This window comes from Arcticibacter sp. MXS-1 (assembly GCF_041902385.1).
In the GTDB taxonomy this organism is placed as follows: domain Bacteria; phylum Bacteroidota; class Bacteroidia; order Sphingobacteriales; family Sphingobacteriaceae; genus Arcticibacter.
On record NZ_CP169244.1, the window covers coordinates 3843604 to 3865065 of the forward strand.

Annotated in this window: 14 protein-coding genes; 8 read left to right on the forward strand and 6 right to left on the reverse strand. The window is 47.6% G+C overall.

Annotation, left to right across the window (positions count from 1 at the left end; translation table 11 throughout):
* Nucleotides 1-113: 113 nt before the first annotated feature.
* From ACES2C_RS16665 to ACES2C_RS16675, 3 genes are all read left to right on the forward strand, one after another.
* The gene (locus ACES2C_RS16665; protein WP_374164199.1) at nucleotides 114-2354 is read left to right on the forward strand and encodes a sodium-translocating pyrophosphatase; all 2241 of its coding nucleotides are present in this window, start codon (nucleotides 114-116) and stop codon (nucleotides 2352-2354) included.
* A gap of 201 nt (nucleotides 2355-2555) precedes the next feature.
* Complete coding sequence (locus ACES2C_RS16670) at nucleotides 2556-4016, forward strand: amino acid permease (protein ID WP_374164200.1); 1461 nt, start codon at nucleotides 2556-2558, stop codon at nucleotides 4014-4016.
* Between the two features lie 77 nt (nucleotides 4017-4093).
* Entirely contained in the window at nucleotides 4094-4672 is a 579-nt protein-coding gene (locus ACES2C_RS16675; RefSeq protein WP_374164201.1) for a MarC family protein, read from the forward strand.
* 12 nt (nucleotides 4673-4684) lie between these two features.
* Here ACES2C_RS16675 and ACES2C_RS16680 read toward each other — a convergent pair whose 3' ends face one another.
* Genes ACES2C_RS16680 through ACES2C_RS16695 form a run of 4 tightly spaced genes read right to left on the reverse strand, consistent with a single transcriptional unit; the run spans nucleotide 4685 to nucleotide 9995 of the window.
* Entirely contained in the window at nucleotides 4685-5881 is a 1197-nt protein-coding gene (locus ACES2C_RS16680; protein WP_374164202.1) for an RsmB/NOP family class I SAM-dependent RNA methyltransferase, read from the reverse strand.
* A 19-nt stretch (nucleotides 5882-5900) separates the two neighbouring features.
* A complete protein-coding gene (gene guaA, locus ACES2C_RS16685) occupies nucleotides 5901-7430 on the reverse strand; it encodes a glutamine-hydrolyzing GMP synthase (RefSeq protein ID WP_374164203.1) in 1530 nt (509 codons plus the stop codon).
* A gap of 55 nt (nucleotides 7431-7485) precedes the next feature.
* Entirely contained in the window at nucleotides 7486-8760 is a 1275-nt protein-coding gene (locus ACES2C_RS16690; RefSeq protein ID WP_374164204.1) for a M16 family metallopeptidase, read from the reverse strand.
* The gene (locus ACES2C_RS16695) at nucleotides 8757-9995 is read right to left on the reverse strand and encodes a M16 family metallopeptidase (protein ID WP_374164205.1); all 1239 of its coding nucleotides are present in this window, start codon (nucleotides 9993-9995) and stop codon (nucleotides 8757-8759) included. Before ACES2C_RS16695 ends, ACES2C_RS16690 begins: the two co-directional genes overlap by 4 nt.
* A 224-nt stretch (nucleotides 9996-10219) precedes the next feature.
* Between ACES2C_RS16695 and ACES2C_RS16700 the strand changes: the two genes are divergently transcribed.
* The 3 genes from ACES2C_RS16700 (at nucleotide 10220) to ACES2C_RS16710 (ending at nucleotide 15373) form a co-directional block, all read left to right on the forward strand.
* Nucleotides 10220-11857, forward strand: coding sequence for a CTP synthase (locus ACES2C_RS16700; protein WP_374164206.1), 1638 nt, complete (start codon nucleotides 10220-10222; stop codon nucleotides 11855-11857).
* Nucleotides 11858-13693 carry a membrane protein insertase YidC gene (gene yidC / locus ACES2C_RS16705; RefSeq protein WP_374164207.1) on the forward strand — a complete coding sequence of 612 codons (1836 nt, stop codon included), beginning with the start codon at nucleotides 11858-11860 and terminating at the stop codon, nucleotides 13691-13693.
* Nucleotides 13694-13831: 138 nt separating this feature from the next.
* Entirely contained in the window at nucleotides 13832-15373 is a 1542-nt protein-coding gene (locus ACES2C_RS16710) for a malate:quinone oxidoreductase (RefSeq protein WP_374164208.1), read from the forward strand.
* A gap of 207 nt (nucleotides 15374-15580) precedes the next feature.
* Here the strand turns inward: ACES2C_RS16710 and ACES2C_RS16715 are convergent, their stop codons facing one another.
* On the reverse strand, nucleotides 15581-16753 hold the full coding sequence (locus ACES2C_RS16715) for an MFS transporter (protein WP_374164209.1): 1173 nt from the start codon (nucleotides 16751-16753) through the stop codon (nucleotides 15581-15583).
* Between the two features lie 514 nt (nucleotides 16754-17267).
* Between ACES2C_RS16715 and queG the strand changes: the two genes are divergently transcribed.
* Nucleotides 17268-18227, forward strand: coding sequence for a tRNA epoxyqueuosine(34) reductase QueG (queG, locus tag ACES2C_RS16720; RefSeq protein WP_374164210.1), 960 nt, complete (start codon nucleotides 17268-17270; stop codon nucleotides 18225-18227).
* A gap of 36 nt (nucleotides 18228-18263) precedes the next feature.
* Here queG and ACES2C_RS16725 read toward each other — a convergent pair whose 3' ends face one another.
* Nucleotides 18264-19283 (reverse strand): exonuclease domain-containing protein, encoded by a 1020-nt coding sequence (locus ACES2C_RS16725; RefSeq protein WP_374164211.1) that lies wholly within the window; start codon nucleotides 19281-19283, stop codon nucleotides 18264-18266.
* 173 nt (nucleotides 19284-19456) lie between these two features.
* Here ACES2C_RS16725 and ACES2C_RS16730 point away from each other — a divergent pair, with 173 nt between their 5' ends.
* Nucleotides 19457-21439 (forward strand): DUF3857 domain-containing protein, encoded by a 1983-nt coding sequence (locus ACES2C_RS16730; protein ID WP_374164212.1) that lies wholly within the window; start codon nucleotides 19457-19459, stop codon nucleotides 21437-21439.
* Nucleotides 21440-21462: the final 23 nt, after the last annotated feature.

A 21462-nucleotide genomic window follows, 5' to 3' on the forward strand; every position in this document is an offset into this window, starting at 1 on the left:
TGGGCCTGGTTTGTTTAAAAGCGAAAAAATAAAACTTATTTCATCCCATTTTTATTTGATTATAGAAGTAACGAATCTATATTTGGCTTTTTACTAACTCACAAACCTTTCTAATGGATCTATTCTACACCAATTTAATCTACATTATTCCCTGTATGGGACTGATCGGTATTCTTGTTATGCTAGCCAAGTCACGTTGGGTATCGCGACAGGAATCGGGGGATGAAACGATGAACACGCTGGCGGGGTACATCGCCTCGGGGTCAATGGCCTTTTTGAGGGCCGAATGGAAGATACTCTCCTATTTCGTTATTATAGGCGCCGCCTTGCTGGCCTGGTCGGGCACTCTTGTTGAAACATCAAGCTGGGTGATCGCCATCTCGTTTATTATCGGAGCCTTTACCTCTGCACTCGCAGGGTACATCGGGATGAATATTGCCACAAAAGCCAATGTACGGACTACGCAGGCTGCACGTACAAGTCTTGCCCGGGCGCTTAAGGTCTCCTTTACCGGAGGCAGTGTGATGGGCCTCGGAGTTGCCGGACTGGCAGTTATGGGGCTCGGGATTTTGTTTATTGTGTTCTATCAAATGTACGTAGTCAGCGTGGGCGGAAGTGTAAACGGCGCTGGTATGGAGAAAGCGCTTGAGGTGCTGGCCGGGTTCTCTTTAGGCGCTGAATCAATTGCCTTGTTCGCACGTGTTGGAGGGGGAATTTATACCAAGGCCGCCGACGTAGGGGCGGATCTTGTTGGTAAGGTGGAGGCTGGAATACCGGAAGACGACGTGAGGAACCCTGCTACCATTGCTGATAATGTTGGCGATAACGTTGGCGACGTCGCAGGAATGGGTGCAGACCTGTTCGGCTCCTATGTTGCTACCATTCTTGCCACGATGGTACTGGGCCGCGAGATTGTCTCTGCCGACAGTTTTGGAGGTATTGCGCCAGTTTTGCTTCCCATGCTTATTGCAGGTATCGGCCTTCTCTTCTCCATCGTGTCGACAGCTTTTGTCCGGATTAAAAATGAAACCGACAGCGTTCAGAATGCTCTTAATACCGGAAACTGGTTGTCAATTATCTTAACGGCGATCGCTTCCTATTTCGCGGTGCAATGGCTTCTTCCCGACACGATGAGCATACGCGGCGTGAGCTTCGAAAAAACAGATGTGTTTTTTTCGATCGTGGTGGGCCTGATAGTTGGTACGCTGATGAGCCTCATCACAGAGTATTACACAGCAATGGGAAAAAGGCCGGTATTGTCTATTGTAAACCGTTCGGGGACGGGACATGCAACTAATATAATCGGCGGGATTTCTGTCGGGATGGAATCGACGCTAATGCCGGCAGTGGTTCTGGCCCTGGGGATCTACGGATCTTACTATTTCGCAGGCTTGTATGGTGTGGCAATAGCAGCAGCCGGGATGATGGCTACCACGGCCATGCAGTTAGCAATCGATGCCTTCGGGCCTATTGCCGATAACGCCGGCGGAATCGCTGAAATGAGCAAGCTGCCGGAAGAGGTAAGAAGAAGGACAGACAATCTGGACGCGGTTGGAAATACTACTGCTGCAACCGGGAAGGGCTTTGCCATAGCCTCCGCAGCTCTCACCTCCCTCGCCCTGTTTGCAGCCTTCGTAGGAATTGCCGGCATTAATTCCATTGATATCTATAAGGCCAATGTACTGGCGGGACTTTTTGTGGGTGGCATGATACCGTATATCTTCTCTTCCCTGGCTATCGCCGCTGTAGGACGTGCGGCTATGGATATGGTGCAGGAAGTGAGGAGACAGTTCCGTGAGATTCCGGGAATTATGGAATACAAGGCAAAGCCTGAATACGAGAAATGTATTGCTATTTCTACCAAGGCGTCTATCCGGGAGATGCTGTTGCCGGGAGCCATTGCTATCATCGTTCCTGTCCTGATCGGGTTCAGCCTGGGGCCCGAAGTGCTTGGTGGTCTGCTGGCAGGTGTAACGGTTTCGGGTGTATTACTAGGGATGTTTCAGTCAAATGCGGGCGGTGCCTGGGATAACGCAAAGAAGTCGTTTGAGAAGGGAGCCGATATAAAGGGAGAAATCTTCTATAAGAACTCTGATCCGCATAAAGCATCTGTTACCGGCGACACGGTGGGTGATCCTTTCAAGGACACCTCCGGGCCATCTATGAATATCCTGATTAAGCTGATGTCAATTGTTTCTTTAATCATTGCACCTCACATAGCTGTGGGTCCGTCTGCTAACGCAGAGAGCAGCGGCATTAAGAAGCAAGCAAGCCCGATCGAACATACAGTGAAGCCGAACAGCATTTCTTTGCTGGGAAAAACTGATGCAGAGGTACTTGATTTCAGGAAATAAGCCTGCTTACCCTGTTTTTGCATAGAGTAAGAGGGGGCTTGCTCATTAGCTTACCATTTTGTGACCAGTATCACCTTTTAGTTTCTGCTAAAAAACGCAATTTTTTATACATATGCCTTCTTTTTTGTACAGAAAAAGCATTAGGTTTGGTGAAATTTCAATTATTAGTGTAACTCTTTATTAAAAACGTAAACAAACCTCATGTTTTACAAGAAATCCATAGAACAGCTATTGCTCGAGGCTGGCGCCAGTGGCGAAGGTCATTTGAGGAGATCGCTTTCCAGTTTTAATCTTGTCGCCTTAGGTATTGGTGCCATTATTGGAGCAGGACTGTTCTCTCTTACCGGTATTGCTGCTGCTGAAAATGCAGGGCCAGCAGTGACCATTTCTTTCATTCTTGCTGCTGTAGCCTGTGCATTTGCAGGGCTCTGCTATGCTGAATTTGCGTCCATGATCCCGGTGGCTGGAAGCGCGTATACGTACTCCTACGCTACTATGGGTGAGTTTACGGCCTGGATCATTGGCTGGGATCTTGTTCTCGAGTACGCCCTCGGTGCTGCTACTGTTTCTGTGAGCTGGTCGAGGTATCTGATGGAGTTCCTTCATAAATACAATATTGCTATTCCCCACCAGCTCGCTGTTTCTCCATGGGAGACGGTGCGCTTAGGCGACGGGACTATTATCCAGGGGGGATATATCAATCTGCCTGCCATCTTTGTGGTCATGCTTCTTTCTCTGGTCCTGATGCGCGGCACGAAGGAATCAGCGAGAATGAACAACGTGCTCGTGGTAGTGAAAGTGGCCGTTGTCCTGATATTCATTGCACTTGGGTGGAACCATATTAATCCTGCAAACTACCATCCTTATATTCCTGAAAACAACGGAAAGTTTGAACACTTCGGCTGGACGGGAATCTCGACAGGTGCGGCAGTCGTCTTTTTTGCTTTCATCGGTTTTGACGCGGTATCAACAGCAGCACAGGAAGCAAAAAACCCCAAAAAGGGGATGCCGATCGGTATTCTCGGTTCTCTAGTGGTCTGCACGATCCTTTATGTGTTATTTGCGCATGTCATGACCGGACTGGTGAACTATAAAGATTTTGCAGGCGATGCCAAACCGGCGGCTACGGCTTTTGCAAAAACGGGATATAGCTTCCTGCAGGATGCACTTATCATCGCAATCCTTGCCGGTTATACTTCTGTGATCCTGGTGATGCTCATGGGGCAGTCGCGCGTGTTTTATACCATGTCAAAGGATGGCCTGCTGCCGAGATTTTTCAGTTCTATTCATCCAAAGTTTGCGACTCCATGGAAAACCAATGTTTTCTTTATGTTCTTCGTCAGCATTTTCGCAGGTTTTGTTCCCGTGTCGGATCTGGGACATATGGTAAGCATCGGTACCTTATTTGCCTTTGTGCTGGTTTGTATAGGAGTTATGGTGATGAGGGGGAAACTGCCTCATGCTGTCAGGCCGTTCCGGACGCCTTTTGTGCCCTTTGTGCCGATCATGGGAATTGTGGTTTGCGTTTATCTCATGTATTCCCTGCCGGTTGAAAGCTGGATCCGGCTTTTCATCTGGATGGCGCTTGGCATAGCGATCTACTTCTATTACGGGCGAAGGCATAGTAAAGTGCGGGAGCTGGTCAAGGAAGAGGATCTGTAAGAGAATTAAAGGGAGGTCAAAAGGTTTAACCTCCCTTTCTTTTTTTATCTTTGCGGCTGAAATAAGGAGGCTACTTTATGGAAGAATACTTAGTATTTAATCACAAACAGATTATTTCCGTTACCATGATCCTGTTTGCGATCATTGATATTATTGGTTCTATTCCGGTAGTGATTGAATTAAGGAAGAAGGCCGGACACATTCAATCAGAGAAGGCCACGCTGGTCTCACTTATTCTGATGATCCTCTTTTTATTTCTTGGTACTCAGCTGCTCAATATCATCGGTCTTGATGTCGCCTCATTTGCCATAGCTGGTTCCTTTGTGATCTTCTTCATTGCCATGGAGATGATCCTTGGAGTTAACTTTTTTAAGGAAGAGGTTCCTGAGACAGTCTCCATTGTGCCGCTGGCCTTTCCTTTAATTGCCGGTGCTGGCACCATGACTACCCTCCTTTCGCTAAAGTCGGAATATGCCACACAGAATATCCTGGTGGGCATCGTTTTAAACATGATCTTTGTTTACTTCGTTCTGAAAAATGTGGTTCTGCTTGAACGCCTGCTTGGAAAGTCAGGTCTGAACATTCTGCGCAAAGCATTTGGAGTGATCCTGCTCGCCATTGCCATCAAGTTGTTCAGAACCAATACCGGCATTTAACGAGAGGAAATCTTAGTGCTGTACGGGACCGTTCTTGATAAGCCTGGCGGCGAACATGGTGTCGGCTCTCCTATTGTAACCTTTGATGACATTCTGCGACTCGATCGTGAAACCTAACTCACGGGCGATGAATTCTACGTTTTCTTCGTTTTCCTCCCGGAAGACTGAGCAGGTCATGTATATAAGAGGCTTCCCTTCTTTTAAATAAGGAGCAACGTTTGAAGCTATGCTTCTTTGGAGCCGTTGGAACACGTCGATCCTTGAAGGTTTGAACTGACTGATGAGCTCAGGTGTTCTTCCCCATGTGCCGGAACCACTGCACGGAGCATCAAGAAGGATCCCATCGAAGTGATAGTCGTGCATGAAAGGTGCCGGATTCCTGGTCAGATCAAGAACTTTCTTTTGAAACCTGGTAAGTCCTGCGTTTCGAAACCGCTTGTCCAGGTTATCCAGGATGTTTTCGCGGAGATCAGAAGCGAGGATCCGGACGTTTGCTTCCTGCTGAAAGAGCAGAAGCGATTTTCCACCCGAAGCTGCACAACAATCCCACCAATAATCTCCTGCCATTGGCTTAAAAAGCAAACCTGTTTCCTGAGAGGATAGGTCCTGCACTTCAAATGGTGTCATTTCTTCTTTAAAGAGCTGATCGAGCTTGGTGCCGTTCTGTAAAGCAAGCGAGTTCGGAGACAACTCCTGGAAACTAAGGTCTGCATTTCGCAGTCGTTCCTTAACTAACTTTTCTTTTCCTGGATGAAGCCGGATAAAGAGGTCTGGCTGGATGAAGAAAGACTTAAGGAATTGATGTACCTCAATGTCTTTCGACAGATGCCTGGTAAATGGGAAAACATCTGACAAATTGAAACTGCTGACCGTTTCTGAGACCTGCTTAATCTTTTCATCCAGTGGCAGCGTGATACGTTCAGCCAGTTCGGGCTTAAAGTACGCCAGGAAGGGGCTGCTGTCGGTGTTGCAAAGAAACTCGGACACGAATAAGCGCTCATCAGGAGGCAGTGAAGACACCGCTTTTCCCAGCCGGAAGTAATTGTATATCAGTCTGGATGCATTCCGTCTGTCGGCAGAGCCCATCTGCCGGTTTGCCCGAAAGAAAACAGGCAGGAATCTGGCCAGAGGAGCATCCGCAGAATACTCATCAAGTATTCTGCGGAAAGTCCTTAGCTGGTTGTGATATTTTGAATTATAGTTTTCCAAAAGGCCTCAGATGAATAGCCTACTCCCATTCAATGGTTGCAGGTGGTTTTGAACTGATATCGTATACTACCCTGTTGATGCCCTTTACGTTGTTGATGATCTCATTGGAAATCCTGGCCAGCAGTTCATAAGGCAGATGACTCCAGTCGGCAGTCATTCCGTCAACAGAGCCTACTGCACGAAGACATACTACATTTTCATATGTTCTTTCATCACCCATTACACCGACCGACTGTACAGGCAGGTAGATGGCGCCGGCCTGCCACACTTTGTCATACCATCCCGACGATTTCAGGCTGTTGATGTAGATGGCGTCAGCCTCCTGCAGGATCGCTACCTTCTCAGGCGTAATGTCACCCAGAATGCGGATTGCAAGGCCTGGTCCCGGGAAAGGATGCCTTTGGAGAATGATATCATCAATACCAAGGGTCTTCCCTACTTTCCTCACTTCGTCTTTAAATAAAGTGTTTAGCGGTTCAACCACTTTTAGTTTCATGAAGTCAGGAAGCCCGCCAACATTATGGTGAGACTTAATAGTAGCAGAGGGCCCTTTTACCGAAACGGATTCGATTACATCAGGGTATATAGTCCCTTGTGCCAGCCACTTAACATCCTTTACCTGGTGCGCTGCATCATCAAACACTTCGATAAAAACGCGGCCTATAACCTTGCGCTTTTGCTCAGGGTCTTTAATACCCGCTAATTGCCCCAGGAAACGGTCTTTGGCATCTATTCCCCTGACATTAAGTCCCATGTGCTTGTAAGAGTCGAGAACCTGCTCAAATTCGTTCTTTCTGAGCAGTCCGTTGTCTACAAATATGCAGTGCAGGTTTGGTCCTATAGCGCGGTGCAGTAAAACAGCAGCCACTGAAGAATCAACCCCTCCTGACAAGCCCAAAACAACTTTATCGTTACCCAGCTTTTCACGCAGAGAGGCAATAGTGCTCTCAACAAATGAGTCGGGTGTCCAATCCTGCTTACAGCCGCAGATGTCGACGAGGAAATTTTCAAGCAGCTGTTTGCCGTCGGTGCTGTGAGTTACTTCGGGGTGGAACTGAATGCCGTAAGTTTTGCTTCCTTTGATATGAAAAGCTGCTACTCTGACGGTGTCTGTGCTGGCGATCACTTCAAACTCGCCGGGTATACTTGAGATGGTATCACCATGCGACATCCAAACCTGTGAATCCGTCGGAATGTTTTTTAACAGCGGATGAGAGTCGTCTACAGACTGGAGATTTGCTCTTCCGTATTCCCGGATGGTGGATGGAACAACCTCTCCTCCTGAAGTATGTGCGAGATATTGTGCTCCATAACATACTCCCAGCAACGGAAATTTAGTGTGGAAAAGCGAAAGATCTATCTGCGGAGCATCATCCTGGCGAACAGAGTACGGGCTACCTGAAAAAATAACTCCCTTTACAGTTTGATCAAATTCTGGAAGGTGATTGAAAGGATGGATCTCACAATAAACGTTAAGTTCCCTTACCCGGCGTGCAATTAACTGGGTGTATTGCGAGCCGAAGTCAAGAATGATAATTTTCTCTTGCATGGGCGAAGCTACGGATTATATAGAAAATGCACAAGGACGAATTAGCCTTCTGAGCCTACTTTTTGCCGACGATAACCTTGTTCAATGAATCAAAGTTGAGGTAAAAGCGGGCGAGTTCAAGTAATGTGTCTGGTTTTATCTCCCTGACGGTTCTTATATACCGGTCGTAGTAGTCGTAGTCAAGCCCCGAAAACCAGATGTTCTTGAACTTGTCGGCATGCGAGAATGCGTTTTCCAGACTGCCCAGGAATGCGCCCAGCATGTAGTTTTTAACGAGACTCAGTTCCTCCTCTGTTACCAGCTCTGTCTGCAAAATCTTTATTTCGCTCTCTATCTCAGTCATCGTTGCTGTGGCTACTTCTGCGCCAACTTCTGAGGCAATGAAGAAATAACCGGAATGCTGCAGCGACACGAGTGCAGAGCCGATGCCATAGGTATATCCTTTGTCTTCGCGGATATTGGCCATGAGGCGCGAGCCGAAATAGCCGCCTAATATGGTGTTGAGAACCTGAAGGGCTGGAAAGTCAGGGTGAGCCCGATTAATGGAGATCTGGCCAACGCGCAGTGCCGACTGAATAGCCTCTGGTCTTTCTATAAAATAGGAGTCGCCTGTCTGTACCGCAAATGAAAATACGTTTTTGGCCACACTCAGACTTTTATCCCAATTACGGCCGAAGTATTTGTTGAGTAAATTAAGTACCGAATCGTCAACGTGACCGGAGACGAGGATGCTGCAGTTTTTCGGCTGGTAAGCAAGATGGAAATATTCTACCAGCTCCTCGCGGGTGAGCCTGTCGTAATCTGCCGCCTCGATGTTATAGCCGTAAAGCGTTTCGCCGAAAAGCGCATTGTTGAAGGTGCGCCTTGCTACAAAATCATTTTTCTCGAGATTAACCAGAAGCTTTTGTTTTTGGTTAGTCTTGAACGTTTCTAGCTCCTCTTCAGGAAAAATAGCATCAGTTATAACTTCCTTTACCACGCTCAGCACATGGTCGAGGTGTTTGCCAAGGCTATAAACGGTTACCGAAGATACGTCGTAATTGTAGTCGTTTTGAAGAAATGCGCCGTAGTAGTCGATGCGTTCAGCAATTTTAAAGGCGCTCAGCGTACTGGTGCCCTCAGTGATCATGGAGTTAGTGGCAAATGCCTGAAGCGGCTTGACCACGTTCCAGTTGACGTTGTTAAAGATCAGCTCGATCCGCACCATGCCCTGGTCTCCCGAGTTTACTACATAGACCGGAATTCCGTTGTCGAGTACTGCAGGTGCTGCTTTTATTAAATTAATTGTTTCCACCTGCTTAAATGCAGGGGCTATCTTTCTGTCAATCATTTATTGGCGAGATATAGTAAGGTTGAGCAATTGGTCCGCTTAAAAATTTCGGCGGAACTGTTTCTTATGTCTTCAGCTGATACCTTCAGGTACTTTTCAGTTTCCCTGTTCAGTTCTTCCGCGTCGCCCAAAAGTTCAAAGAAAGCAAGGTTCATTGCTTTGTCGAGCAGGGACATCTCCGCAAAGACCATAGTCGACTCGACCTTGTTCTTTACTTTCGTCAGTTCTTCATCTGGCACAAGCTCTTCTTTTAATTTCTCCAGGAGATCCCATACGGCCTTTTCGGCGTGTTCTACCGAAATTCCGTCCAGAGGTTTCCCTTCGATAACAAGTAATCCCGGATCAATGCTCCCCGTCACGTAGGCGTTGATCTCGCTGAACAGTTTTTGCTCCTTAATGAGGTTAACATACAGGCGCGAAGAATTGCCACGCGAAAGAATATCGGAGATGAGGTCTGCCTCGTAGTATCCGGCTTCTGTTCGTGCAGGCATATGAAAAGTTATGTAAATCGCATTCAAGGGAACGTCCGCATGAACAGTTTCTCTTCTTTCCTCAAGCTGCACCTCTTCCTGAGGTACTACCCTGTTATGCTTTTCACCTGGAGGGATTTCGCCAAACCATTTTTCTACCAGCTGCATTACCTCATCTGACTTTATATCTCCGGCGACCACCAGGATCGCGTTGGATGGCGTGTAATATTTTTTAAAGAAGGCCCTGACATCTTCCATGCGGGCGTCTTCAATGTGCGAAAGCTCCTTGCCTATCGTTGCCCAGCGGTATGGGTGACTCTTGTAAGCCAGTGGCCTCAGCTTCAGCCAGACATCCCCGTAGGGATGGTTGAGATAGCGCTGTTTGAACTCCTCGCACACGACGTTCCTCTGCACTTCAAGGCTTTTCTCTGAAAAGGCAAGGCTCAGCATGCGGTCGCTTTCGAGCCAGAACGCCGTCTCCAGGTTGGTAGCAGGAAGGCTGATATAATAGTTGGTGATGTCATTGCTTGTGAAGGCATTGTTTTCGCCTCCGACCCGCTGAAGCGGCTCGTCATAAGTAGGGATGTTTATTGAACCGCCAAACATCAGGTGTTCGAAGAGATGGGCAAATCCCGTTTTCTCAGGATCTTCATCCCGCGCTCCAACGTTATATAGAATGTTGACCACGGCCATAGGTGTTGTGTGGTCCTCGTGAACAAGTACCCGCAGGCCATTGCTTAGGGTAGATCTGTTAAATTTTACCATTCAGGATTTCTTGGATGTAAATGGCAAAGGTAATCTTTTAGCCCATACTTTCAGAAGAACTGCTTTACGCAATCCACACCGGCCCGCCAATGTGGATATCTATTTTCGTTAGCTCAGCCCTTTTAGATTTCTGCTTTCGGCTTTTTTCCCCTACCTTTGTAACCCGTACAAAAACATGATCTGCCAATGCCAAATCAGGCGGTTCATGAAAATTCACTATTCACATGACCAAATATATTTTTGTTACGGGCGGCGTAACTTCGTCGTTAGGAAAAGGGATTATTTCTGCTTCATTAGCAAAGCTGCTGCAGGCTCGTGGTTACAGGGTAACCATTCAAAAGTTCGATCCTTACATTAACATTGATCCCGGAACTTTGAATCCGTACGAGCACGGTGAGTGCTATGTAACAGAGGACGGAGCAGAAACTGACCTTGACCTTGGTCATTATGAGCGCTTTTTAAACGTACCAACCTCTCAGGCGAACAACATCACAACCGGCCGTATTTATCAGAACGTGATCAATCAGGAGCGCGAGGGTGCCTATCTGGGCAAGACGGTGCAGGTTATTCCTCACATTACCGACGAGATTAAAAGGAATATCAGGATACTTGGCGAAAATGGTGAGTACGACATTGTGATCACTGAGCTGGGCGGTACTGTAGGCGATATTGAATCACTGCCCTATATTGAGGCGGTACGTCAGTTCCGCTGGGAAACAGGCTATAACAATTCCCTGGTGATCCATCTTACCCTGATCCCATTCCTTGCAGCTGCCGGAGAGCTCAAAACCAAGCCGACGCAGCACTCGGTGAAGACCTTGCTTGAGTACGGAATTCAGCCCGATATACTGGTGTGCCGTACTGAACACCGCTTGTCGCTTGATCTGAGAAGAAAGATCGCACTTTTCTGTAATGTGAATATTAACGCCGTGGTAGAATCAATTGACGCTTCCACGATCTATGATGTGCCTCTGCTGATGCTGAAAGAGCAGCTTGACCGCACGGTACTGGCAAAACTAAAACTTTCAAGCAAGAGCGAACCTAATCTGGAGAACTGGAAGAATTTCCTGGGGCGTTTAAAGAACCCTACCTCTGAAGTGCGCATCGGTCTGGTAGGCAAATATGTTGAACTTCCGGACGCCTACAAGTCGATCAATGAGGCGTTTATACACGCAGGGGCGAGCAATGAATGCAAGGTGAAGGTAGAATGCATACATTCAGAGAGCATCACCGACGAAAATGTAGCAGAACGGCTCGCAGGCCTTCACGGTGTACTCGTAGCGCCTGGTTTTGGTAACAGAGGTATCGAAGGGAAGATCATCGCAATCAGACACGTCCGCGAAAACGGGATACCGTTCTTCGGAATATGTCTGGGTATGCAATGTGCTGTTATAGAATTCGGTCGCAATGTGCTGGGCTTAAAAGGCGCACACAGTACAGAGATGGATGAAAACACCGAGTACCCGGTTATATCCATGATGGAAGAGCAGAAAAAGATCAGGAATAAAGGGGGAACGATGCGTTTAGGTGCTTACACCTGCGACATCAGGAAGGGTTCGAAGGCTGCATTAATATATGGCAAGACCCAGATTACCGAGCGTCACCGCCACCGGTATGAATTCAATAACGAGTATTTGAAACAGTATGAAGAGGCGGGAATGATTGCATCTGGTATTAATCCTGATAATAACCTGGTTGAAATTGTAGAGCTGAAAAACCATCCGTTTTTTGTGGCCGGGCAGTTTCACCCTGAATTAAAATCGACGGTTGCTAATCCTCACCCACTTTTTGTTAACTTTGTCGCCGCTTCTTTGGCTTTTGCCAGAAAGAATAACATTTTGAAAGAGGATATCAGCAAATAAATGGATAGAAATACGTTCACAGGATTATTCTTAATCCTTATTATTCTTATAGGTTTTACCTATTTCTCACGTCCTTCAGAAGAACAGTTAAAAAAGGAACAGCTATTACAGGATTCTTTGGCTAATGTGAAGTCAGGAAAGCAGCCTTCGGTTAAAATGCCCCTGGCATCAAAACCTGCAGCTCCTGTTGTCGATTCTGCAGCATTACGCGGTCCCTTTGGTCCTGCCAATCAGGGCGTTAATTCTTCTGTAGTTCTTCAGAATGAGCATGTAAAAGTTAACTTAAGCACAAAGGGCGGGAGAATTTCTTCCGTTGAGCTTAAAGAATTCAAAACATACGATCAGAAGCCGGTGATTCTTTTTGACGAGAACGAAAGCAGCTTCGGCCTTGTTTTTCATGCAGGTAATTCGATCATCAATACGAAGAACCTCTACTTTACCCCTTCTTCCCAAAGCCTTACTGTAGCCAATACCGACTCGGGCTCCGTCACCATGCGTCTCAAATATTCCGATTCGCAGTATATCGACTACATCTATTCCCTTAAAGGGAACAGTTATAAGGTAGACTTGAACATTGTTGCAACCGGGCTTCAAAGTGTCATCTCTCCCAATCAGCCTCTTGTTCTGAACTGGGATGCCGTTTTAAAGCAGAAGGAAAAGGATATCAACAGTGAGCACAGGTATTCGGGCGGATACTTTAACCATGGCGACAATGAAGTAGACCATATCGGTACTACTAAAGATGAGAAGAAAGAACTTGGAGAAGACGGGAAGGTCCGCTGGATATCCTTCAAGCAGCATTTCTTTTCCAACGTGCTGATTGCCAGAAATGGGTTTGATAAGGGAACTCTCGCAGTGAACACCTCAGCTGCGCCTGGAATAGTGAAAACGTTCTCTGCAAGCATGCAGCTTCCGGCGCTTAAAACAGCACAGGCTGTTTACCCGCTCCAGTTTTATTTTGGCCCTAACCGTTTCCATACCCTGAAGGCGCAAGGCTACGATTTAGAGCGTCAGATTGACCTCGGATGGGGACCGCTGAAATACATCAACCGGGTTGCAGTTATTCCTATATTTAACTTTCTTGAAGGGCTCGGCTGGAATTATGGGCTGATCATTCTCGTGCTCACGATTTTGTTGAAGCTCGTTCTTTCTCCCCTTACCTACAAGTCGTACCTCTCAATGGCCAAGATGCGGGTGCTGAAGCCCGAGATGGACGAGATCAAAGCGAAAGTGGGCGAAGACAACCCGACCCTCCTGCAGCAGGAATACCTGAAGCTTTATAAGAAAGCGGGCGTAAATCCGCTTGGGGGCTGTATCCCGATGGTGCTGCAGCTGCCGATTGTGATGGCCTTCTTCTTCTTCTTCCCTAACTTGTTCGAGTTAAGACAGGAGAGCTTTTTATGGATGAAGGACTTGTCTACCTACGATTCAGTCATAAACTTTAGCCGGATCCCGGTCTTGAATGTGGATCACATCAGTCTGATGTGTTTGCTGATGACAGTGTCTACGCTCGTCATCACCTACTTCAATAACCAGACTTCGGGAGTGACCGGCCAGATGAAGTACGTTGGGTATATTACCCCGATCATCTTCCTTGGTGTGTTAAACAGCTATCCTTCTGGTTTGAATTACTACTATTTTCTTGCCAACTTGTTAACCTTTTTGCAGCAGTTCGTTATTCGCCAGTGGGTGAATGATGAAAAGATTCACGCGCGTATTCAGGAGAACAAGAACAAGCCTGAAACCGAAAAGAAGAAATCAAAGTTTCAGCAGCGTATGGATGAATACATGCGCCAGCAGCAGGCTAAAGCCAAAGATCAGAGCAGGAAGAAATAACAAATCAGGTGCCCGACGCTTCGGGCAGGCGAATAAAACGTGAAAGGGCTCCGGGATACCGGGGCCCTTTCACGTTTTATTCGCCCTGGCTTCTCCCCCTCTGGCATATTTTTTGAACCATGGTTAGCACTCTATCCTATGTATAACATGAATCAACAAGAATCTTACGGTAAATCCGAAACAGATGTCGTTTTAATTGGAGCTGGTATCATGAGCGCCACCCTGGGTATCTTACTTAAACAGCTCGAGCCAAATATCAGGATTAACATATATGAACGCCAGAATGCTGCCGCTACGGAAAGTTCTGATGCATGGAACAATGCCGGGACCGGCCACTCAGCATTTTGTGAACTTAACTACACCCCTCAGCTGCCCGATGGAAGTATTGATACTACGAAAGCGGTAAAGATTGCTGAATCGTTTGAGATCTCCCGACAGTTCTGGGCTTCCGTGGTTGAAAGCGGGTACATTTGTCCGCCGAAAAATTTCATAAGAAGCATCCCCCATATCAGTTTTGTGTGGGGCGACCAGAACGTGGAATACCTTAGGAAAAGGTATGAGGCGATGGTCAGGCAGCCTATTTTTAAGGGAATGGAATATTCAGATGATCCGGAAGTGCTGAAGCAATGGATCCCGCTTGTGATGCAGGGCAGAGACAGGTCGCAAAAGGTTGCTGCCACCCGAATGGTTGTGGGAACGGATGTGAACTTTGGAGCCCTTACCCGGTGTATGTTCACCAAGTTACAGAGCTTACCCGACACGATGCTTGAGTTCCAGCACGACGTCCGTGATCTCCGACAGGATAAGAACGGTCGCTGGCACATTCGTCTGAAGGATCTGGTCACCCGCAAAGAAAAAGAGATATCAGCCCGCTTTGTCTTTATCGGTGCCGGCGGCGGATCTCTTCCGCTATTGCTAAAGTCGGGCATTAAGGAAGGCAAGGGCTTTGGCGGATTTCCGGTAAGCGGCCAATGGCTTGTGTGTACCAATCCGGCCGTTATTGAAAAACATGAAGCCAAGGTGTATGGCAAGGCTGAAGTGGGCTCTCCTCCTATGTCGGTGCCCCACTTAGACACCCGGGTGATTAACGGAAAAAAGGCGTTGCTTTTTGGACCGTATGCCGGGTTCTCTACCAAGTTTCTTAAGAAGGGGTCTTTCTTTGACCTGCTTCTGTCTCTCCGGCCTAACAATATTATTCCGATGATCTCAGCGGGGCTAGCTAACCTGCCGCTTACGCGTTACCTCGTCGGGCAGGTCGTGCAGTCGCCGGAGGACAGGTTACAAACGCTGAGGGACTATTTTCCCAATGCCCGGATGGAGGATTGGGAACTCGAAGTTGCCGGCCAGCGGGTGCAGGTGATCAAGAAGGATCCTAAAAAGGGTGGAATACTTGAATTTGGTACAGAAGTAGTAAGTGAGTCGGACGGTACCCTTGCGGCCTTGCTGGGCGCATCACCAGGAGCATCCACCGCTGTCGCCATTATGCTCAACCTGCTTGAACGTTGCTTTAAGGAAGAATTTAAGTCGGAAAGATGGCAGGCGAAGCTGAGGGAGCTGATCCCTTCATTTGGTACCTCCCTCAACGAGCAGCCGGAGCTGTGTGCGCAACTTCGTGAACATACCAGCCGGGTACTCAATCTGAAGATGGCCCCCGTAGCGGAGGCAGCGTTGGAAGTATAGGGCGATACGTGGCAGAAGCAACTCTGGGAATTTTAATGCCTGCTCCCCGTGTCCGTCGGTAGATTTTCTGTATTACTAGCTTACTAAAAAGGGGAAGCAAACAGCTTCTCCTTTTTAGTTTTAGCCGGTCGATTCAGGCTTGTTTTTAATTCAGTAGCAACCCCGTCATCCATTCTTTTCGTTCCTCCGCAAAACTAGCCGCTGGTATTAAACGGTGGGTCTGCTACGTTGGCGAAGTACTACGTAGACAAGTGCTCCAAACGTCAGAACGGAGGAAATGTAGAAGTTAAAAGGAATCCGGCTGATGTGGTCCTGATAAACAAGTCCGGCAATAAAAGCGCCAAGGCCAATTCCTGCTTCCAGGGCGATGTACATGGTCGCCATGGCCCTTCCTCTGTGTTCCGGGTGACTCAGGTCTACTGTCCAAGCATTGACTGCAGGAGAAAGAATGCCAGTAGCCACCCCATATAAAACGGAAGCCGCAAGGAGGGTTGTAGTGCTGGAAGCCGCGCCAATCAGGATGAATGCAATCCCCAGAAGAAGAAGTGCTACCTGAATTACTTTTACCCGTCCGTACTGGTCCGACACCTTCCCTGCTATGAAGCGGATTAAAAGAGAGGAGATCGTGAAGGTCATAAAGAACAGCCCCTTGTTCCTCATGCCGAGATGGTCTCCCAGATCGGGAATTAAGGTAAGGAGTACGCCGTAGCCCATGTAGGAAAGCAAGGTCACCAGTGCGGCCGGGATGACGCGTCCTTCAATGATCTCATTCTTCGATATCCTCAGTAGTGAAAATCTGAATTTTTGTTTCTGCTTAACCGTTTCCTTCATGTTCATCAGAATGACAATGGAAAGGAGAGCAAAGAGCGAAGAGCAATAGAAAAGCACGTTGATGGAATAGTTGGCGGTGATGGCACTCCCAATAGCCGGACCGATGGCCATGCCGGTACTGAAACAGAGTCCGTGTATTCCCATTGCCTCTCCCCATCGGTTAACGGGCACAATATCTGCCACGTAGGCGGCCGTTGCAGTAGGCTTAAAGCCGGTAGAGAATCCGTGAATGAGCCTGAGAAACAAAAAGCCGGCGACAGTAGTGAGCACCGGATACAGAAACCCGCAGACGAAACAAACGATCGAGCCCACTGCCATTACCGGAACACGCCCTACGGTGTCTGTCAGCTTACCGCTGAAGGGTCTGGAAATTCCAGCGGTAATGGTGAAAAGTGCGATGATAAGCCCCTTGTACTCCGCACCGCCCATCGAACTTAAATAGGAAGGCAGCTCAGGAATGAGCATGTTAAAGCTCGCCGAGAAGAGCAAAGAACTCAGGCAGAGAAGACCAAAAGACCAGTTATAGATAGGATGTTGTTGTTTCGACATAATGAAGCGGCAAAAGTAGAAGAAGTAATTGAATAAAATGAGAATAAATTGAAGCTCTGCTTAACTCCGGACACAGACCGATACAGATCTCAGCTCAACAAGATGGTATTTTTCCGACCCGGCTGGAACGGCAACGTGTTTGGAACGTGGTCTGCCCTGAATGCGAGCTGCTTCGGCACTCCTTCGGTAACGCTTCGGCACTCCTTCGGCAGGACACGAAGATTTGTCAAAGGATCATAAACGCAGTGCCGGGTCAACATTGCTGCAGGTGCGAGCGCGGTCAGGAGCGGATCTGGTCAAATGTTAACCTTTACGTGATGCTCTCTTTGGAGCGGTGAACCGCTCAGAAGCAGACTTGTGTTCGTTTCATATGCTGCAGGCTGTCGATCCTGCATGCTGCCTTTTCAGCTATGTCAATACACTGGCCTTGTTTCATATGCCATAGGCTGCAGGGTAGCGATGCCGGTTTACGCAGTAGACCAGGTTGAATAAATTATGGCTAAATTTGCTTTATATGTTTACCGCAAACTCTGGCAACAGTAAGTTTATTAAGGATGAGGCGAGGCGGCTTGGTTTTATGTTTTGCGGTATTGCAAAGGCAGAGTTCCTCGAAGACGAAGCTCCGCGGCTGGAAGAATGGCTGCAAAAGGGCTATCATGGGAAGATGAGCTACATGGAGAACTATTTCGATAAGAGGCTGGATCCACGGAAACTAGTGGAGGGAGCACGCTCTGTGATCTCGCTGGGTCTGAACTATTTTACTGACCAGCCTCAGGCTGATTCTCTTGCCCCCCGGCTTTCCAAGTATGCATACGGAAGGGATTATCACCACGTCATCAAAGATAAATTGAAGGAGCTTCTTACGTCGATATCTGATCGCGTTGGCCAAGTCAGCGGACGCGCTTTTGTAGATTCGGCTCCTGTGCTTGACCGCGCCTGGGCCAAACGCTCCGGGCTGGGCTGGGTGGGTAAGAACGCTAACCTGATCAATAAAAATAGCGGCTCCTTCTTCTTTCTGGCAGAGCTGATCATTGACCTCGAGCTCGAATACGACTTGCCCGCAGCGAAGGACTATTGCGGCACCTGTACCCGCTGTCTCGACGCCTGTCCCACTCAGGCCATTGTTTCCCCGGGAGTGGTTGACGGGAGCCGGTGCATTTCGTACCTCACCATTGAGTTGAAAGAAGAGCTGCCGGCTGAATTCAAAGGTCAGATGGATAACTGGATGTTTGGCTGTGATGTATGCCAGGATGTGTGTCCCTGGAACCGCTTTTCCAGGCCTCATCAGGAGCCCGACTTTGAGCCCCACCCCGATCTGCTTCAGCTTAAAAAAGAAGACTGGGATGAAATTACTGAGGAAGTCTTTCAAAAAGTATTTAAGGGGTCGGCTGTTAAGAGAACCAAATACAGTGGATTGACAAGGAATATTCGCTTTCTGAGGCAGGATCTGCCTGGGGAGGATGGAAACTCATAGCTCCCCAGCCGGCGGCTCAGGGAGCTATGAAAATTCTTATTTTCCGAACTTTTGCTTCAGCAGGTCAAGCATCTCATTCGTGATGGGCTCTGACTTTTCTTTTCTTGGCTGCTGTCGGGGCTGATTGGGATTGCCTTTAAACTCCCTCTTTTGGAAATGCGGCCTTTGAGCCTGTCCCTGTTGTATGCTCTTGCTTCCTTCGGGCCGGTCAAAGACTACGGTCTTTTCCGTTTGCTGTTTGATCATCACTTTCTTTTCATTCCATCTCACCCAGATCTTTTCCAGACAACGTTTGGTGTATAGCGGGAAATCTCCCTGCTGCATCCAGGAATAGTAACTCGGTTCTGACTGAAATACGTCCTCTACACACTTGCCCTTGTGCTTTCCAAAGTTGAACACCTCGATGCCATTGTCGTTATACACAATCCTTCCGGCAAAGTCAACCGGCCTGCTCATGTTGCTGAACGTGTGAAGTGCGTCGATATCATTCTGCACGGGCACAGACTTGTTTCCTTTCTTATCTTCCCATTCTTTGTCCTTGTACTTGTCCAGCTGGGCAAGGAGTACCTCATAGGTGGCCATCGTGTCGGCCTGCGCAGAATGGGCATTTTCGATCTCTTTGCCGCAATAGAACTTATAGGCCGCCTTCAGCGTCCTTTGTTCCATCTGGTGAAAGATGTTCTGCACGTCGACAAATCTTCGGTTTTCAAGCTCAAACTCCACCCCTGCTCTCAGGAATTCTTCCATGAGCATCGGAATGTCAAACTTGTTGGAGTTGTAACCCGCGAGGTCGCAATCGGTTAGAAAATCTGCGTACTCCTGCGCTACATCCCTGAAGGTTGGTGCATCCTTTACGTCCTCGTCATAGATGCCATGTATGATCGATGTCTCGTAGGGTATTGACATTTTCGGATTGATCCTTGCGCTTTTCATTTCCTGGGAGCCGTCGGGTAATACCTTCAAAACAGCAATTTCTACAATCCTGTCCAGCCCGATCACTGTACCCGTAGCTTCTAAGTCGAAGAAAGCAATAGGGCGTTTAAGATTCAGTTTCATTCGTTTTAATTCAGAACAGCTAAATACTGTCCTATGCAAAGGTGTGAAAATTAAATTAGAATCGGCCGTAGAATAGCAATTCAAATTGGCGTATCATTTACCACATTTTGAGCAATATAAATACTTGCAGTGTCGGGAAGTATTTATAATTTTACAAAACTAATCGTATTACAATGAAGGCGTTTCTATACCTTATCCTCGCTGCCCTCTTCCCTCTTTTTTCTTATGCCCAGGACGGTGATTTTACTTTTGCAAAACCTACTCAGGCTGAATTTGACATGCTCCGCTATGCAAAAGATACCACTGCCGACGCCGTTGTGCTGAGGGAGTTTGGCACAGCCTACATCAGTACAAGCGTGGGCCTCAGCCTCATCTTTGAACATCATGTGCGTATTAAGATCTTTAATGAAAAGGGCCTGAACCACGGCAACATCAGCATTGCGCTAAGAAAGAACAACGCGAATGTCTTTGAGAAAATAAGTGATGTCGAGGGTATAACGTTTTATCCTGACGAGCAGGGACTGATCAGGACAGCCAGCCTCGATCCAAAACAGGTCTTTAAGGAAAATAAGAGCAAGTATCGCGACCTGGCGAAGTTTGCCATGCCGAATGTGAGGAAGGGAAGCATCATTGAATATAAATACCGCATCGAATCGCCCTTTATCTATCAATTCTGGGGATGGCAGTTCCAGTCAGACATCCCTAAGATCTACAGTGAGTATCTGGCAAGGATTCCTGCTGTGTTTAATTACAATGTGTCTCTGCGAGGGCCTTACAAGCTGACCAAGAACAGCGGTAAGGTTGAACGGGAGTGCTATAATGGCGGCGGAGGCTTTAAGGCTGACTGCTCCGCCATGACCTATGCGATGGCCGATGTGCCGGCCTTCATTGAGGAGGACAATATGACCTCAGCGCAGAACTTCCTGTCGGCCATGAGCTTCGAGCTTTCAGACTATGTAGATCCCTATGGCGTAAAGCATAAAGTTACTCAGGAATGGAGCAGCATTGACCGGGAGCTTAAAACAAACGAAGATTTTGGTTCTCAGTTAAAGAAGAAAGATTTCTTCAAGGAAAAGCTGGCGTCGCTGACGGCCGCTATTCCTGATCCTCTTCAGAAGGCGAAAACAATTTATCAGTATCTGCATCAATGGTACAAATGGGATCACATCATCGGCATTTACGCAGAGTATGGCGTTAAGAAAGCATACGAAACGCACACCGGCAATGTGGCTGATATCAATATAGGTCTTACCGCTGCTTTGCTTTCTGCCGGTCTTGATGCTGAAGTAGTACTCCTTTCCACCCGGGATAACGGATTCGTAAATAAGCTTTTCCCTGTTACCAGCGACTTTAATTACGTAGTCTCAAAAGTCAATATCAATGGAGAATCCTATCTGCTCGATGCAACAGAACCTCTCCTGCCCTTCGGTCTTCTGCCTATTCGCTGCATCAATGATCAGGGAAGGGTGATGAGCCTGAGCAAGCCCTCCTATTGGATAGACCTCAAGGCTTCGCAGAAGGATACCAAGACCTATTCGGTACAACTTGCTCTTAATGACAATGGTACGCTGAGCGGCAAGATCTCATTTATCTCTTCGGGGTATGCTGCTTACAACAAGAGGACGGCGATGAAAAAAAGCAGCTCGCTCGATGAGTATGTTGAGAAGCTGGAAGAGAAGTGGCCGAAAATGAAGATATTAAAGTTCGATATATCCAATGTCGACTCGCTGGAGAAGCCGGTGACTGAAGTCTACGACGTAGAGATCAAGGCTTACGATGATCTCAAGAAGGACCGTATTTTCCTAAATCCCTTCCTCCTGGATCGCACGTCGGAGAATCCCTTTAAGCTGGCAGAGCGGCTTTATCCTGTTGATATGGGTGCTGCTTCTGAGACCCGTGTCCTTATGCAGTTAAACTTTCCTGCCGGCTTTGAGGTTCAGAGCAAGCCCGAGGCCATTGGCCTGGCGCTTCCTAATAAAGGCGGCAAGTTCATGATGCAGGTTAATCAGGATGACAACGTGCTGAGTCTTTACCAGCTTACCCAGCTTGATAAGTCCATCTATCAGCCCGAAGAGTATCTTTTTCTGAAAGAACTGTTCAACAAGATCGTGCTTACTCAGAAATCTGATATCGTGTTAAAGAAAAACATTCATTAGCTGCGCTCCCAAACTGGGATGAA

Excerpts from the sequence above, each read along its gene's own strand:
- ACES2C_RS16665 (WP_374164199.1), top strand. The coding sequence starts at position 114 with ATGGATCTATTCTACACCAATTTAATCTACATTATTCCCTGTATGGGA.
- ACES2C_RS16670 (WP_374164200.1), top strand. The coding sequence starts at position 2,556 with ATGTTTTACAAGAAATCCATAGAACAGCTATTGCTCGAGGCTGGCGCC.
- ACES2C_RS16675 (WP_374164201.1), top strand. The coding sequence starts at position 4,094 with ATGGAAGAATACTTAGTATTTAATCACAAACAGATTATTTCCGTTACC.
- guaA (WP_374164203.1), bottom strand. The coding sequence starts at position 7,430 with ATGCAAGAGAAAATTATCATTCTTGACTTCGGCTCGCAATACACCCAG.
- ACES2C_RS16690 (WP_374164204.1), bottom strand. The coding sequence starts at position 8,760 with ATGATTGACAGAAAGATAGCCCCTGCATTTAAGCAGGTGGAAACAATT.
- ACES2C_RS16695 (WP_374164205.1), bottom strand. The coding sequence starts at position 9,995 with ATGGTAAAATTTAACAGATCTACCCTAAGCAATGGCCTGCGGGTACTT.
- ACES2C_RS16700 (WP_374164206.1), top strand. The coding sequence starts at position 10,220 with ATGACCAAATATATTTTTGTTACGGGCGGCGTAACTTCGTCGTTAGGA.
- yidC (WP_374164207.1), top strand. The coding sequence starts at position 11,858 with ATGGATAGAAATACGTTCACAGGATTATTCTTAATCCTTATTATTCTT.
- ACES2C_RS16710 (WP_374164208.1), top strand. The coding sequence starts at position 13,832 with ATGTATAACATGAATCAACAAGAATCTTACGGTAAATCCGAAACAGAT.
- ACES2C_RS16715 (WP_374164209.1), bottom strand. The coding sequence starts at position 16,753 with ATGTCGAAACAACAACATCCTATCTATAACTGGTCTTTTGGTCTTCTC.
- queG (WP_374164210.1), top strand. The coding sequence starts at position 17,268 with ATGTTTACCGCAAACTCTGGCAACAGTAAGTTTATTAAGGATGAGGCG.
- ACES2C_RS16725 (WP_374164211.1), bottom strand. The coding sequence starts at position 19,283 with ATGAAACTGAATCTTAAACGCCCTATTGCTTTCTTCGACTTAGAAGCT.
- ACES2C_RS16730 (WP_374164212.1), top strand. The coding sequence starts at position 19,457 with ATGAAGGCGTTTCTATACCTTATCCTCGCTGCCCTCTTCCCTCTTTTT.